The 13689-nt window shown below is 66.1% G+C and carries 18 protein-coding genes; all 18 read left to right on the forward strand.

Features of this window, described 5'->3' with window-relative positions; all coding sequences use genetic code 11:
- The first annotated feature begins 24 nt into the window (after positions 1 to 24).
- Positions 25 to 432, forward strand: coding sequence for a YqaA family protein (locus tag NMQ14_RS05440; RefSeq protein ID WP_257094510.1), 408 nt, complete (start codon positions 25 to 27; stop codon positions 430 to 432).
- Complete coding sequence (locus NMQ14_RS05445) at positions 429 to 1520, forward strand: VanZ family protein (RefSeq protein WP_257094188.1); 1092 nt, start codon at positions 429 to 431, stop codon at positions 1518 to 1520. The genes NMQ14_RS05440 and NMQ14_RS05445 overlap by 4 nt, the downstream gene beginning before the upstream one ends.
- Positions 1521 to 1574: 54 nt before the next feature.
- A complete protein-coding gene (locus tag NMQ14_RS05450; RefSeq protein WP_257094189.1) occupies positions 1575 to 1883 on the forward strand; it encodes a ferredoxin in 309 nt (102 codons plus the stop codon).
- A complete protein-coding gene (locus tag NMQ14_RS05455; protein ID WP_257094190.1) occupies positions 1883 to 2548 on the forward strand; it encodes an alpha/beta hydrolase in 666 nt (221 codons plus the stop codon). The genes NMQ14_RS05450 and NMQ14_RS05455 overlap by 1 nt, the downstream gene beginning before the upstream one ends.
- Positions 2545 to 2886: a divalent-cation tolerance protein CutA gene (cutA, locus tag NMQ14_RS05460; RefSeq protein WP_257094191.1), complete on the forward strand. Its 342-nt coding sequence runs from the start codon at positions 2545 to 2547 to the stop codon at positions 2884 to 2886. Before NMQ14_RS05455 ends, cutA begins: the two co-directional genes overlap by 4 nt.
- 56 nt (positions 2887 to 2942) lie before the next feature.
- Positions 2943 to 4823 (forward strand): protein-disulfide reductase DsbD, encoded by a 1881-nt coding sequence (gene dsbD / locus NMQ14_RS05465; RefSeq protein WP_373457182.1) that lies wholly within the window; start codon positions 2943 to 2945, stop codon positions 4821 to 4823.
- Between the two features lie 43 nt (positions 4824 to 4866).
- Positions 4867 to 5475, forward strand: a complete 609-nt coding sequence (locus NMQ14_RS05470) for a riboflavin synthase (RefSeq protein WP_257094193.1) — start codon at positions 4867 to 4869, stop codon at positions 5473 to 5475.
- Positions 5472 to 6560: a bifunctional 3,4-dihydroxy-2-butanone-4-phosphate synthase/GTP cyclohydrolase II gene (ribBA, locus tag NMQ14_RS05475; protein WP_257094194.1), complete on the forward strand. Its 1089-nt coding sequence runs from the start codon at positions 5472 to 5474 to the stop codon at positions 6558 to 6560. Before NMQ14_RS05470 ends, ribBA begins: the two co-directional genes overlap by 4 nt.
- 20 nt (positions 6561 to 6580) lie before the next feature.
- Entirely contained in the window at positions 6581 to 7054 is a 474-nt protein-coding gene (gene ribH / locus NMQ14_RS05480; RefSeq protein ID WP_069038672.1) for a 6,7-dimethyl-8-ribityllumazine synthase, read from the forward strand.
- Positions 7055 to 7057: 3 nt separating this feature from the next.
- Positions 7058 to 7552, forward strand: a complete 495-nt coding sequence (gene nusB / locus NMQ14_RS05485; RefSeq protein ID WP_257094195.1) for a transcription antitermination factor NusB — start codon at positions 7058 to 7060, stop codon at positions 7550 to 7552.
- A gap of 20 nt (positions 7553 to 7572) precedes the next feature.
- On the forward strand, positions 7573 to 8535 hold the full coding sequence (thiL, locus tag NMQ14_RS05490) for a thiamine-phosphate kinase (protein ID WP_257094196.1): 963 nt from the start codon (positions 7573 to 7575) through the stop codon (positions 8533 to 8535).
- Positions 8536 to 8593: 58 nt separating this feature from the next.
- Positions 8594 to 9040 carry a phosphatidylglycerophosphatase A gene (locus NMQ14_RS05495; protein WP_257094512.1) on the forward strand — a complete coding sequence of 149 codons (447 nt, stop codon included), beginning with the start codon at positions 8594 to 8596 and terminating at the stop codon, positions 9038 to 9040.
- Positions 9040 to 9534, forward strand: coding sequence for a CinA family protein (locus NMQ14_RS05500; RefSeq protein WP_257094514.1), 495 nt, complete (start codon positions 9040 to 9042; stop codon positions 9532 to 9534). Before NMQ14_RS05495 ends, NMQ14_RS05500 begins: the two co-directional genes overlap by 1 nt.
- 57 nt (positions 9535 to 9591) lie before the next feature.
- Positions 9592 to 10623 (forward strand): recombinase RecA, encoded by a 1032-nt coding sequence (gene recA, locus NMQ14_RS05505; RefSeq protein WP_257094197.1) that lies wholly within the window; start codon positions 9592 to 9594, stop codon positions 10621 to 10623.
- Positions 10620 to 11063, forward strand: coding sequence for a recombination regulator RecX (gene recX, locus NMQ14_RS05510; protein ID WP_257094199.1), 444 nt, complete (start codon positions 10620 to 10622; stop codon positions 11061 to 11063). Before recA ends, recX begins: the two co-directional genes overlap by 4 nt.
- Complete coding sequence (gene lptB, locus NMQ14_RS05515; RefSeq protein ID WP_257094201.1) at positions 11056 to 11796, forward strand: LPS export ABC transporter ATP-binding protein; 741 nt, start codon at positions 11056 to 11058, stop codon at positions 11794 to 11796. Before recX ends, lptB begins: the two co-directional genes overlap by 8 nt.
- Positions 11797 to 11816: 20 nt before the next feature.
- Complete coding sequence (locus tag NMQ14_RS05520; protein WP_257094203.1) at positions 11817 to 13253, forward strand: RNA polymerase factor sigma-54; 1437 nt, start codon at positions 11817 to 11819, stop codon at positions 13251 to 13253.
- A gap of 63 nt (positions 13254 to 13316) precedes the next feature.
- On the forward strand, positions 13317 to 13637 hold the full coding sequence (hpf, locus tag NMQ14_RS05525; protein WP_069038663.1) for a ribosome hibernation-promoting factor, HPF/YfiA family: 321 nt from the start codon (positions 13317 to 13319) through the stop codon (positions 13635 to 13637).
- Positions 13638 to 13689 lie beyond the last annotated feature (52 nt).

Below are 13689 nucleotides of genomic sequence, written 5' to 3' on the forward strand. Positions count from 1 at the left end.
GTGCGCGCGCGCCGCATCGCCATGATGGACTGGATGCCCGGCGCCGAAGCCAGCCTGGGCGGCCTGTTCATCGCCAGCTTCCTCGCGGCAACGATACTGCCGGTCGGCTCGGAGCCGATGTTCATGGCGGTCGTCACGGCACATCCGGAGCAGCGTGTTGCGGCGGTGCTGCTCGCCACGCTGGGCAATACGGCCGGTGGCATGGCGAGTTACTGGATGGGACGGCTGATTCCGGGGCGGGCGCTGCCGGAACGACTCGAATTCGTGCGCCGGCACGGCACGCCGGTGCTGCTGCTGTCGTGGACGCCGTTCGTCGGCGATGCGCTGTGCGTCGCAGCCGGCTGGCTGCGCCTGCCGCCCTGGCGCAGCGCGCTGATGATGGGGCTGGGCAAGGGCGCGCGCTACGTCGCCCTGGCGGCGCTGCTGGCATGACCCGATCCGGCCCGCACACCACCCAGCTGGCGCGCCACCTTGCCATTGCGTGGGCGCTGCTGATCGCCTACGCCAGCCTGCACCCGCTGGGCGAGTTCCGCGATGCCGGCGACCACCTGCTCGATTTCCTGACAGCGCCGTGGCCGCGCTACTGGACGCGCTTCGACGTCGTTGCCAATGCGCTGGGATACCTGCCGCTCGGCTTCCTGCTGGTGCCGGCTGCGGCGCCCCGGCTGCGCCGCACGCCGGCACTGCTGCTGGCGATCGTGCTGGCGACCGGGCTGTCGATCAGCCTGGAACTGCTGCAGCACTACCTGCCGAGCCGTGTGCCTTCGAATCTGGACGTGCTGTCGAACCTGCTCGGGGCCGCGATCGGCGCACTGATCGGCTGGCGCTGGGGCGGCGTGCTCAATGAGGGCGGCGCGCTGGCCCGCTGGCGCACCCGGCGCATCGTGCGCGGCCACACCGGCGACATCGCGCTGGTGCTGCTGTGTCTGTGGTGGGTGGCGCAGATCGATCCGGATACGCCGCTGTTCGGTCTGGGTGACCTGCGCGACCTGCTCGGCCTGCCGGCGCCGGTCGATTTCACCGAACGACGCTACCGCGCGGTCGAGATCGGCGCCTGCGTCTGCGCCATGGTGGGCGTCGGCGTGATCGGCTGGCACAGCATGCGCGCCCGCAGCCTGTGGCTGCTGACCAGCGGCTTTGTCGTCGCGCTGGCCGTCAAGGCGGGGTCGGGTGCGGTGCTGGTACCCGACGGCGGCGCCTGGCTGTGGGCCACGCCCGGCGCGCTGGTCGGTCTCGTGGCCGGGGCGCTGGCTCTGGGCCTCGTGCTGTGGCTCCCGGCCACGCTGCGTTTCGCGCTGGCTGCACTGGCGCTGCTGGCGGGGGTGGCGCTGGTGAATCTCGCGCCGGACAACCCTTACCCCTCTGCGGTGTCGGATGCATGGCGGGCGGGACATTTCTTCAACTTCAGCGGCCTGACGCGGCTGGCGTCGGCGCTGTGGCCGTATTTCGCCCTTCCGTACCTGATGGCGCTGCAGGCACGCGAAGGGCGCAGCCGACATGCTGCCCACGATCACCGATAATCACGGTCTGACGACCGTCCACTTACGACGCCTTACCCATCCGGAGGCTGGCCGATGAGCCACTTCAAGCATCATGTGTTTTTCTGCTGCAACCAGCGGTCCGAAGGTGAGCAGTGCTGCAACAGCCTGGGCGCGGCCGGGCTGCGCGACTACGCCAAGAAGCGCGTCAAGGCGCTCGGCCTGTCGGGCGAAGGCAAGGCACGCGTCAACATGGCGGGCTGTCTCGACCGCTGCAGCGAAGGACCGGTCATGGTCATATACCCGGAAGCGGTCTGGTACACCTATGTCGATCAGGAAGACATCGACGAAATCATCGAAGAACATCTGGTCAAGGGCCGCGTGGTCGAGCGGCTGAAAGTCTGATGAACGCACGCATACAGTCCGAACGCAGCGTGATTGCCGGCCCGGTCGGCGCGATCGAAACGCTGACCGAACTGCCGGATGGCGCGCCGCGTGCGATTGCGCTGGTCGGTCATCCGCATCCGCTGTACGGCGGCACGATGGACAACAAGGTGGTGCTGACGGTGGCGCGCGCCCTGCGCGAACTGGGGTGCGTCGCGCTGCGCGCGCAGTTCCGCGGCGTTGGCCGGACCGAGGGCACGCACGACGAGGGCCGCGGCGAAACCGATGACCAGCTGGCGGTGCTCGACCATGCGCGGGCGCGCTTCGGCCCTCTGCCGGTCATCGTCGCCGGTTTTTCCTTCGGCGCCTACGTGACGACCCGGGTGGCCGACGCGCTGGCCGTGCGCGGAGAGCCGGTCGCCGGCATGGTGCTGGTCGGGCTGGCGGCCGGAACGGTCGAGGGCATCCGCCATTACGCACCGGGTCCGGTGCGCGAGGATGCGCTGGTGATCCATGGCGAGCGCGATCAGGTCGTGCCGCTGGCCCACGTGCTGGCCTGGGCCGCGCCGCAGAACCTGCCGGTCAGCGTGCTTGGCGAAGCGGACCACTTCTTCCACGGCCGGCTGCACGTGCTGCGCCTGCTGATCGAACGCTGGTGGCGCGCCACCGCGCCAGCCGGACAATGAGTGACGCACGCATGCTGCTGGTGCTGACCACGCTGCCCGACGAAGCCGCGGCCACGCGCATCGCGCGCGATCTGGTGGAGCGCGGGCTGGCCGCATGTGTCAGCATCGGTGCGCCGGTCCGGTCCATCTACAGGTGGCAGGGCGTGGTCGAGGACGCGCGGGAAGTACCGCTGACCATCAAGACGAGCGCAGCCGCCTGCGATGCGCTGGCGGCTGCATTGCGCGCCGCCCATCCATACGAACTGCCCGAAATCATTGCCGTGCCAGTCGAGCGTGGGCTGGATGAATACCTGACCTGGGTCGATGAGTGCACGCGACCCGCTGCGCCGAGTGTCTGATGCAAGACTTTCCCACCGATGTTCCGTCCGCCCTTGAAGCGCCACCGATGATCCCGATGCTGCCCCGTTTGTTTCGCTTGCTTTGCCTCGCGCTGACCTTGTTCCTCAGCGCTTTTGCACGGGCCGAACCCGCGCTGTTGCCGCTCGAGCAGGCGTTCCGGCTGTCGGCCACGGTGGTCGATGCGACGACGGTCGAAGTGCGCTTCGACATTGCCGACGGCTATTACCTTTATCGCGACAAGCTGGGCTTTGCGGCCGAGCAGGCGGCGCTCGGCCCGGCCGACATCCCGCCCGGCAAGATGAAGAAGGACGAAATCTTCGGCGACGTCGAGGTGCACCGCGGCGTGCTGCCGATCCGGCTGCTGCTCGGCTCCACGCCGGACACGCCGATCACGCTGACCGTGCGTTCGCAGGGTTGTGCCGACGCGGGCATCTGCTATCCGCCGTCCGAACAGACACTGGTGCTCGATCCGGCCAACCCCGGGGTGCGGGTGAATGCGGCCGGGTTCGACGAGGCGGCGGGTGCGTCGGTGCTCGACCGCCTGCGCGGACTGGGCGGGCGCAGCGAGCCGGCGGCGGAACCGGCAGCGCCTGCGCTGGCGCCACCGCCCGTTCGGTCTGCCGCACCGGCTGGCGACGAGTCGTCAATGGTCGCCGGCCTGATGCGCAGCGGAAACCTGTGGCTGATTGCGGTGAGCTTCCTCGGTTTCGGGCTGCTGCTGAGCTTCACGCCCTGCGTGCTGCCCATGGTGCCCATCCTGTCCGGCATCATCGTCGGCCACGGCGTGCACATTTCGCGCAGCCGCGCTTTCGCGCTGTCGGCGGCCTACGTGCTGGGCATGGCCGCGACCTATGCGCTGGCCGGCGTGGCGGCGGGCTTGTCCGGCACCCTGCTGTCGGCGGCGCTGCAGAACGCCTGGGTGCTGGGCGGCTTTGCGCTGGTGTTTGTCGCGCTGTCGCTGTCGATGTTCGGCTTCTACGAACTGCAACTGCCGACCGCACTGCAGTCGCGTCTGTCCGACACGGCCAACCACCAGCGCGGCTCGATCGGCGGCCTGCTGCTGATGGGGGCGGCGTCGGCGCTGATCGTCGGTCCCTGCGTGGCGGCACCGCTGGCCGGCGCGCTGCTGTACATCGCGCAGAGCGGCGACGCCGTGCTCGGGGGGCTGGCGCTGTTCGCCATGGCGCTCGGCATGGGCGCGCCGCTGATCGCGGTCGGTGTGGCCTCGCGTTCGCTGCTGCCGCACACCGGGCCCTGGATGGAAGGCGTGAAACGCTTCTTCGGCGTGCTGCTGCTGGCGACCGCCATCTGGATAGCCTCGCCGGTGCTGCCCGGTCTGGTGACCATGCTGGCGTGGGCCGCGCTGCTGATCGCTTCCAGCATCTATCTGCACGCGCTCGATCCACTGCCGCCGCATGCCGGCGGCTGGCACAAGCTGTGGAAGGGCGTCGGTGTGATCGCGTTGCTGGCCGGTGCCAGCCTGCTGATCGGCGCGGCGGCCGGCTCGCGCGACGTGCTGCAGCCGCTGGCGGTACTGCGCGGCGGTGCGACCGCAGCGTCAGCGGCACCCGCCTTCCAGCCGGTCGGCAGCGCGGCCGAGCTGGATGCCCGTCTGGCCGGGGCCACGGCACCGGTCATGCTCGATTTCTACGCCGACTGGTGCGTCAGCTGCAAGGAAATGGAGCGTTTCACGTTCAGCGACCCGCAGGTTGCGGCGCAGATGGCCGGCATGACGCTGCTGAAGGCCGACGTGACCGCCAATTCCGCCGAACACCAGGCGCTGCTGAAGCGATTCGGGCTGTTCGGGCCGCCCGGCATCCTGTTCTTCGACCGGTCGGGACAGGAGATCGCCGGAACGCGCGTGGTCGGTTTCGTGCCGGCCGGTCCATTCTCATCGACGCTGGGCCGCGCGATCGCCGCCAGCGGCCCGCGCTGATCGCGTAAAATCCGTTTTCCTTCGCAGCTCACGTCCTCTCCCCATGTTTTCCGGCATCGTGGCCGCCATCGGCCGCATCACCCATATCGCCCCGCTTGAGCAGGGCGTCCGTCTGACCGTGGACACCGACGGCCTCGGGCTCGACGACGTCATCGTCGGGGATTCCATCGCCAACAACGGCGTCTGCCTGACCGTGGTCGGCATCGACGGCCGTCATGCGCTGTTCGACGTGTCGAAGGAAACGCTGACCTGCACGGTCGGACTGGACGCACCGGGCGAGGTCAATCTGGAAAAGGCGCTGCGCCTGTCGGACCGGCTGGGTGGCCATCTGGTCAGCGGTCACGTCGATGGCGTGGGCGTGGTGCGCCGCTTCGCCCGGATCGGCGAATCGCATGAACTGGTCATCGTCGCGCCGCGCCCGCTGGCGCGCTACATCGCGCGCAAGGGCTCGATCACCGTGCAGGGCGTCAGCCTGACGGTCAATCGCGTGACCGATGTCGACGAGGGCTGCGAGTTTTCGATCAACCTGATTCCGCACACCGTCGCCGTCACGACCTTGCGCGCGCTTGCCGCCGGCAGCCGCGTCAATCTGGAAATCGACCTGATCGCCCGCTACGCGGAGCGCATGATGGTTGCGGGGGACAACGCATGAGCGCACTGGCACCGGTGCAGGACATCATCGCCGACATCAAGGCCGGCCGCATGGTCATCCTGGTCGATGAGGAAGATCGCGAAAACGAGGGCGATGTGGTGCTGGCGGCCGAATTCGTCACCCCGGAAGCGATCAATTTCATGGTGAAGCACTGTCGCGGCCTGGTGTGCCTGACGCTGACCGAAGAGCGCTGCCGCCAGCTCGGGCTGGAACAGATGGTGCGCCACAACCGCACGCCGCACGGCACCGCCTTCACGGCGTCGATCGAAGCGGCGACCGGCGTGACCACCGGCATTTCGGCGCATGACCGCGCGCGCACCATCCAGGTCGCCGTGGCACGCAACGCGAAACCCGACGACATCGTGATGCCGGGCCACATCTTCCCGCTGACCGCGCAGAAGGGTGGCGTGCTGATCCGCGCCGGCCACACCGAAGCCGGCTGCGATCTGGCCCATCTTGCCGGACTGGAGCCGGCGGCCGTGATCTGCGAAATCCTGAAGGACGACGGCACGATGGCCCGCCTGCCCGACCTGATCACCTTCGCACAGGAACACGACTTGAAGATCGGCGCCATCCGCGACTTGATCGCGTGGCGCGCGGCCACCGAGGCGCTGGTGCGCGAAGTGTCTCGGCGCGAGGTTAGCGGGGCCTGGGGCCGCTTCATGCTGCACGGCTTCGAGGACATGACCACCGGCGAAATCCATCTCGCCATGGTCAAGGGCGACATCGATCCCGACGCTGAAACGCTGGTGCGCGTGCATGAGCCGATTTCGGTGCTCGATTTCCTCGACGGCGACAGCCCGCGCCACAGTTTCAGCATCGACCGCTCGATGCAGATCATCAACGATGCGGGTTGCGGCGTGATCGTCATGTTGCGCCGGACCGAAACCGACGCCGATCTGCGCCGATTGCTCGATGATCCGGGCGCCGCGCCGGCCGCGCGCTGGGACGCCCGTACCTTCGGCGTCGGTGCGCAGATCCTGCGCTCGCTGGACGTGCGCAAGATGCGGCTGCTGGCCAATCCGCGCAAGATTCCGAGCATGGCCGGCTTCGACCTCGAGCTGGCCGGCTACCTGACTGACTGACCGAACAAGCGAGAACCTCCATGCCGCGCTTCAATGACATTCCCGAAATCGCCGAAAATCTCGACGGCAAGGGCCTGCGCGTCGCCATTGCGATGGCCCGCTTCAATCCGGACATCGGCAGCGGCCTGCTGTCGGCCTGCTGCGCCGAATTGCGCACGCTGGGCGTGGCGCCGGCCGACACGCTGATCGTGAGCGTACCCGGCGCGCTGGAACTTCCGCTGGTACTTCAGAGGCTTGCGCTGTCCGGCAAGTACGACGCGCTGGTTGCGCTCGGTGCGGTCATCCGCGGCGAGACCTACCACTTCGAAATCGTGTCCAACGAAATGGCGCGCGGCGTGTCCGACGTGCAGCTCAAGACCGGCGTGCCGATTGCCAACGGCGTGCTGACCACCGAAGACGACGATCAGGCGCTTGCCCGCATGCACGAAAAGGGCGCCGACTGCGCCCGCGCCGCGGTCGAAATGGCCCGCCTGATCGCCACACTGACAGACTGATCCATGGACAACACCTCCTCCGACACCGGCGACATCAAGGCCGCCGACGCACCGCGCAAATCGGGCCGCCGTCTGGCCCGTGAATTCGCGGTGCAGGGCATTTACCAGTGGTTGCTGTCCGGCAACGACCTGCCGGCAATCGACGCGCACCTGAGCGAAGACGACGGCTTCACGAAGGTCGACCGCAAGTTGTTCCGCGCGCTGCTCAATGGCGCGCACGACAAGGCCGACGCACTGCGCGTCCAGTTCGGCAGTCATCTCGACCGGCCGGTCGGCGAGCTGTCGCCGGTCGAGCACGCCATCCTGCTGGTGGCGACCTTCGAGCTGGCGCACCAGATCGACACGCCGTACCGCGTCGTGATCAATGAAGCGATCGAACTGGCGAAGGATTTCGGTGGTTCGGATGGCCACAAGTTCATCAATGGCGTACTCGACAAGCTGGCGCCGCAACTGCGCGCGGTGGAAGTCGAGGCGGCACGCAACCGTCCGCGTCGGTAGTCGCTATTCAAGTGAGTCCGGTGAGCCCGGAATTCGAGCTGATACGCCGCCACTTCATCCGGCCGATGCGTGGCGATGCGCTTGGTCCGGGCGATGACTGTGCGCTGGTCGCGCCGTCGCCCGGCTGCGAACTGGCCGTCACCAGTGACATGCTGGTCAGCGGCACCCACTTCCTTCCGGATACCGATCCGCGCCGGCTTGGCTGGAAGACGCTGGCGGTCAACCTGTCCGATCTCGCCGCCATGGGGGCCACCCCGCGCTGGGTCACGCTCGCCCTGTCGCTGCCGCAGGTCGACGACGCATGGCTGGCCGCCTTGTCCGACGGATTCTTCGAGTGTGCATACCTATATGGTGTCGACCTGATCGGTGGTGACACGACGCGCGGCCCGCTGACGCTGTGCGTGACGGCATTCGGCGAAGTTGCGACCGGCAATGCGCTGCGCCGCAGCGGTGCGCGGGACGGCGACGACATCTGGGTGTCCGGCCAGCCGGGTCGGGCTGCGCTGGGGCTGGCCGACGTGCTCGGCCGCCTGCGGTTGCAGGACGCGCGTCGCAACGAATGCATCGCTGCGCTGGAAAAACCGCTGCCCCGGGTGGCTCTGGGCTGTGCCCTGCAGGGCGTTGCGAGTGCGGCCATCGACGTGTCCGACGGATTGCTGGCCGATCTGGGTCACGTGGCAGCGGCCAGCGGCCTGCATGCCGTGGTCGAGGATGCAGCCTTGCCCTGGTCCGCGCTGCAGGCCGCCTGCGATGACGAGGCGACCGTGCGCCGCGCCTTGCTGGCCGGCGGCGACGACTATGAAGTGCTGTTCTGCGCGCCGAGCAGCGCGCACGATGCGTTGCGCCAGCTGTCCGAATCCCTGTCGCTGCCGCTGACCCGCATCGGTGCGATGTGCGTCGGCCGCGCCGGCGATGTCAGCCTGATCGACGCGCAGGGTTGCGTACTGCCGGTCGCGCACCGCGGCTACGACCACTTTTCCTGAAGCGATGATCAAGACCTCCGTCCCGCCCGGCTTCCGCTTTCTGGCCCATCCGGCCCACATGCTGGCCTGCGGCTTCGGCAGCGGTCTGGTGCCGTTTGCGTCCGGCACCTGGGGCACTCTGGCGGCCTGGCCCCTGTATCTGCTGATCAAGCCGTCGTTTTCCGACGCCGCCTTCGGTGTTTTTCTGTTGATCGCCTTCATCATCGGTTCGCTCGCCTGTCAGCGCACCGGCCGCGACCTCGGCGTGCCCGACCACGGCGCCATCGTATGGGACGAAATCGTCGCCTTCTGGCTGGTGCTGTGGGTGACGCCGCCCGACTTCTTCTGGCAGCTTGCGGCCTTCTTCGCGTTCCGCCTGTTCGATATCTTCAAGCCGCCGCCGGCACGCTGGGTCGATATCCACATGAAGAACGGCTTCGGTGTCATGCTGGACGACCTGATTGCGGCCCTGTTCGCCATGGTGTCGCTGGCGCTGGGCAAGCTGCTGCTGGAGCGTTTTGCATGATGGACGAGGAATTCGCTGCGCTGTCGGACGCGGTAGGCGCCGCCTGCCGCACGTCCGGGCATGTCATCGTCAGCGCGGAATCGTGCACCGGAGGCTGGGTGGCTGAAGTGCTGACCGCCACCGCCGGCAGTTCGGGCTGGTTCGACTGCGGTTTCGTGACCTACTCGAACGCCGCCAAGCAGCGCCTGCTCGATGTGCCGGTCGAATTGCTGGCCGCGCACGGCGCAGTCAGCGAACCGGTCGCGCTGGCCATGGTGCGCGGCGCGCTGGCCCGCTCGGCTGCAACGATCGCGCTGTCGGTGACCGGCATTGCCGGTCCGGGTGGTGCGACATCGGGTAAACCGGTCGGCACGGTGTGCTTCGGCTGGGCGGTGAAGGGCGGTGTCGAGCGCAGCGAAACGCGTCATTTCGATGGTGACCGGGAAACCGTGCGCCGACTATCCGTACGTCATACACTGACTGTGCTGCTGTCTTTGCAGGCAGTACAGACCTGAAAGCACATGGCAAGAACTGTGCCATAATCGACTTAAAGCAAACGAAAGGATTCCCGCATGGACGACAGCAAGGCCAAGGCGCTCGCGGCAGCGCTGGCCCAGATTGAGAAGCAGTTCGGCAAGGGCTCGATCATGCGCATGAGCGACGGCCAGCTCGAAAACGACATCCAGGCCGTATCGACCGGTTCGCTCGGATTGGACATCGCGCTCGGAATCGGCGGTTTGCCGCGCGGGCGCGTGGTCGAAATCTACGGTCCGGAATCATCAGGCAAGACCACACTGACGCTGCAGGTCATCGCCGAAATGCAGAAGATCGGCGGCACGGCGGCCTTCATCGACGCCGAACACGCGCTCGACGTGCAGTACGCCGGCAAGCTCGGCGTCAATGTCAGCGACCTGCTGATTTCCCAGCCCGACACCGGCGAGCAGGCACTGGAAATCGTCGACATGCTGGTGCGTTCCGGCGGTGTGGACGTGATCGTCATCGACTCGGTCGCCGCGCTGACGCCGAAGGCCGAAATCGAGGGCGAAATGGGTGATTCGCTGCCCGGCCTGCAGGCCCGCCTGATGAGTCAGGCGCTGCGCAAGCTGACGGCGAGCATCAAGCGCACCAACACGATGGTCATCTTCATCAACCAGATCCGGATGAAGATCGGCGTCATGTTCGGCAACCCGGAAACCACCACGGGCGGCAATGCGCTGAAGTTCTACGCCTCGGTCCGTCTCGACATCCGCCGCATCGGCGCGATCAAGAAGGGCGAAGAAGTGATTGGCTCGGAGACCCGCGTCAAGGTGGTGAAGAACAAGGTCGCGCCGCCGTTCAAGCAGACCGAATTCGACATCCTGTACGGCGAGGGCATTTCGCGCGAAGGCGAAATCATCGAGCTGGGCGTGCTGCACAAGTTCGTCGAAAAGTCGGGCGCCTGGTATTCCTACGGCACCGAGCGCATCGGCCAGGGCAAGGACAACGTACGCGAGTTCCTGCGCGCCAATCCGGTCATGGCACGCGAGATCGAGAACAAGGTGCGCGTCGCCTGCGGCATGCCGGAAATGAGTGTCGTGGTCACCGGACGGGAAGAGGCTGCGTGAGTGCAAGCCTGCGCGAGAAGGCCCTGCGCCTGCTCGCGCGGCGTGATCACAGTCGCGCCGAACTGGTTCGAAAACTGTCGGAGGACGGCAACCAGGACGATATCTCGGCTCTGCTGACCCGTTTCGAGGAATGTGGCCTCGTTTCGGATGCACGTTTTGCGGAACAATTCGTGTCGTCACGTGCGACCCGCTTCGGTGCGCGTCGCCTGCAGCACGAACTGAAACTCCGTGGTGTGCCGGAAGATGACGCTGGTGCCGCGTTGGCATCACTGGAAGAGGATGAAACGGTCCGCGCCCGTGCCGTATGGGCGCGCAGGTTCGATGCCGCGCCGCAGGATGCAAAGGCCTGGGCGCGGCAGGCCAGATTTCTTCAATCGCGCGGTTTTTCTGCCGATAGCATACGCAAGGTACTGCGCGAACAACCCGACGACGATGACTGAAAACCGGAGTGTCAGCCGGCTCAAGGTGGAGCGGCTGCGCAAGAAATACAAATCGCGCCCGGTCGTGAAGGATGTGTCCTTCGAGGTTGGCAGCGGCGAAGTGATCGGACTGCTGGGACCGAACGGTGCCGGCAAGACGACCTGTTTCTACATGATCGTCGGCTTGGTCACGGCCGACGGCGGCGAGATCCACCTCGATGGCGAGCGGCTGACGCACTTGCCGATTCACCGGCGGGCGCATCAGGGCCTGTCGTACCTGCCGCAGGAGAATTCGGTGTTCCGCAAGCTGGACGTCGAGGAAAACATCCTCGCCATCCTGGAACTGAATGAGAAGGATGCAGGCGTGCGCGCGAAGCGGCTCGAGGAGCTGCTGGGCGAACTTGGCATTGCCCACCTTCGCAAGAGCGCGGCCGTGGCGCTGTCGGGCGGCGAGCGGCGGCGTGTCGAGATTGCCCGCGCACTGGCCACGTCGCCGCGCTTCATATTGCTGGACGAACCATTCGCCGGTGTGGACCCGATTGCAGTGATCGACATCCAGAAAACCATCCGCTTCCTGAAGGAGCGCGGCATCGGCGTGCTGATCACCGACCACAATGTGCGGGAAACGCTGGGTATCTGTGACCGGGCTTACATCATCAACGAAGGCGAGGTGCTGGCGAGCGGCCGGCCGGACGAAATCGTGTATAACGAAAGTGTCAGGAAGGTCTATCTGGGCGAGCATTTCCGCCTGTAGCCCGCCGAAATTTGCACACCATGAAGCAGTCGCTGCAACTCAAACTTTCCCAGCATCTTGCGCTGACACCGCAGCTGCAACAGTCGATCCGGCTATTGCAGCTGTCGACCATCGAATTCAATCAGGAAATCGAACGTTTCCTCGATGAGAATCCGATGCTCGAGCGTGACGAGCCCGATGCCACCGCCAGCTTCCAGCCGCCGCCCGAGAGCGTGACCGAGGTGCGTGACGCGCCGCAGGAAAGCACCCAGGCCAGCGCAGACGAGCGTGCCCCGGAGGGCACGGGCAGTGCCGACATGGACGAATGGTCGGGCGAAGGCGGCAATTACGGGACGCGCAGTGGTGGCGACGATGACGACGGCGACTACCAGGACGTGCAGGCGGCAGGCACATCACTGAGGGACCACCTGTGCGGCCAGCTTGCGCTGTCGCAGATGAGCGAGCGCGACCGCTATCTGATCCGCCTGCTGATCGAAGCGCTCGATGATGACGGCTACCTGAACCAGGGTCTGGACGAACTGGTCGAGCTGCTGCCGGAAGAGGCCGATATCGACCTCGACGACCTGTCGATCGCGCTGCGCCAGTTGCAGAACTTCGACCCGCCCGGCGTGGCGGCGCGTGACCCGCGCGAATGCCTGCTGATGCAGCTCAACTTTCTGGCGACCGACGAAGTGTCGACGCTCGCACGCGTCATCATCGACCAGCACATCGATCTGCTGGCCGCACGCGACTTCGCCAAGATCCGCCGCGCAGTGGGTTGCGACGAAGAACTGCTGCGTGCCGCACAGACCCTGATCCGTTCGCTCAATCCGCGTCCGGGCGCCCAGTTTGCGCCGATCGATGCGCGATACATCGTGCCCGATGTGGTGGTGCGCAAGGTGCGCGGCCAATGGACGGCATTGCTCAATCCGGATGCCATGCCGCGTCTGCGCATCAACCGGCTGTATGCGGAAATCCTGCAGGGCCAGCGCGGCAGCGGCCTGTCCGGCCAGCTGCAGGAGGCCAAGTGGCTGATCAAGAATGTCCAGCAGCGCTTCGACACCATCCTGCGTGTATCGCAGGCCATCGTCGAGCGCCAGCGCCAGTTCTTCGAATTCGGCGAAGTCGCGATGCGGCCGCTCACGCTGCGCGAGATCGCAGAGACGCTCGAACTGCATGAATCGACCATTTCCCGCGTGACGTCGCAGAAGTACATGGCGACGACGCGCGGTCTGTTCGAACTGAAATATTTTTTCGGCAGCCATGTGGCAACCGAAAGCGGCGGGGCCTGCTCAGCCACCGCAATCCGCGCACTCATCCGCCAGTTGGTGGGTGCCGAGGATGCCAAACGTCCGTTGTCGGACTCGCGTATCGCGGAAATACTGGGTCAGCAGGGCATCGTGGTTGCGCGGCGCACCATCGCCAAATACCGCGAATCGCTCAACATCCCGCCGGTCAGCGTGCGCAAGGCGATCTAACGCGTTCAATGATGAACGCCCGGATCGTCCCGCATATTCCGTCCCGCAACGACAGGAGGCAGCATGAACCTCACCATCACCGGCCATCATCTTGAAGTGACACAGCCGATCCGCGACTACATCGAGTCGAAGCTCGAACGCGTGATCCGCCATTTCGACCACGTAACAAGCGTTTCCGTGATTCTGACAGTCGAAAAGTTGCGACAGAAGGCGGAAGTCACGTTGCACGTGCGAGGCCGCGACATCTTTGTCGAAGCGGAAAGTGAAGACATGTACGCCACCCTTGACAACCTGATGGACAAACTCGATCGCCAGGTGCTCAAACACAAGGAAAAATCGAACGAGCACACGCGCGAGTCGGTCAAGCACCAAGCGGCAGAATGACACGATTGCTGCCTGTCACGAGCGTATAATCCTACGTCTTGTTGCAGTGCAA

The organism is Methyloversatilis sp. XJ19-13, assembly GCF_024580155.1.
Classification (GTDB): Bacteria; Pseudomonadota; Gammaproteobacteria; order Burkholderiales; family Rhodocyclaceae; genus Methyloversatilis.

Coding starts and splice junctions, on each gene's coding strand:
- NMQ14_RS05440 (WP_257094510.1), top strand. CDS start 25: ATGGACTGGATGCCCGGCGCCGAAGCCAGCCTGGGCGGCCTGTTCATC.
- NMQ14_RS05445 (WP_257094188.1), top strand. CDS start 429: ATGACCCGATCCGGCCCGCACACCACCCAGCTGGCGCGCCACCTTGCC.
- NMQ14_RS05450 (WP_257094189.1), top strand. CDS start 1,575: ATGAGCCACTTCAAGCATCATGTGTTTTTCTGCTGCAACCAGCGGTCC.
- NMQ14_RS05455 (WP_257094190.1), top strand. CDS start 1,883: ATGAACGCACGCATACAGTCCGAACGCAGCGTGATTGCCGGCCCGGTC.
- cutA (WP_257094191.1), top strand. CDS start 2,545: ATGAGTGACGCACGCATGCTGCTGGTGCTGACCACGCTGCCCGACGAA.
- dsbD (WP_373457182.1), top strand. CDS start 2,943: ATGCTGCCCCGTTTGTTTCGCTTGCTTTGCCTCGCGCTGACCTTGTTC.
- NMQ14_RS05470 (WP_257094193.1), top strand. CDS start 4,867: ATGTTTTCCGGCATCGTGGCCGCCATCGGCCGCATCACCCATATCGCC.
- ribBA (WP_257094194.1), top strand. CDS start 5,472: ATGAGCGCACTGGCACCGGTGCAGGACATCATCGCCGACATCAAGGCC.
- ribH (WP_069038672.1), top strand. CDS start 6,581: ATGCCGCGCTTCAATGACATTCCCGAAATCGCCGAAAATCTCGACGGC.
- nusB (WP_257094195.1), top strand. CDS start 7,058: ATGGACAACACCTCCTCCGACACCGGCGACATCAAGGCCGCCGACGCA.
- NMQ14_RS05495 (WP_257094512.1), top strand. CDS start 8,594: ATGCTGGCCTGCGGCTTCGGCAGCGGTCTGGTGCCGTTTGCGTCCGGC.
- NMQ14_RS05500 (WP_257094514.1), top strand. CDS start 9,040: ATGGACGAGGAATTCGCTGCGCTGTCGGACGCGGTAGGCGCCGCCTGC.
- recA (WP_257094197.1), top strand. CDS start 9,592: ATGGACGACAGCAAGGCCAAGGCGCTCGCGGCAGCGCTGGCCCAGATT.
- lptB (WP_257094201.1), top strand. CDS start 11,056: ATGACTGAAAACCGGAGTGTCAGCCGGCTCAAGGTGGAGCGGCTGCGC.
- NMQ14_RS05520 (WP_257094203.1), top strand. CDS start 11,817: ATGAAGCAGTCGCTGCAACTCAAACTTTCCCAGCATCTTGCGCTGACA.
- hpf (WP_069038663.1), top strand. CDS start 13,317: ATGAACCTCACCATCACCGGCCATCATCTTGAAGTGACACAGCCGATC.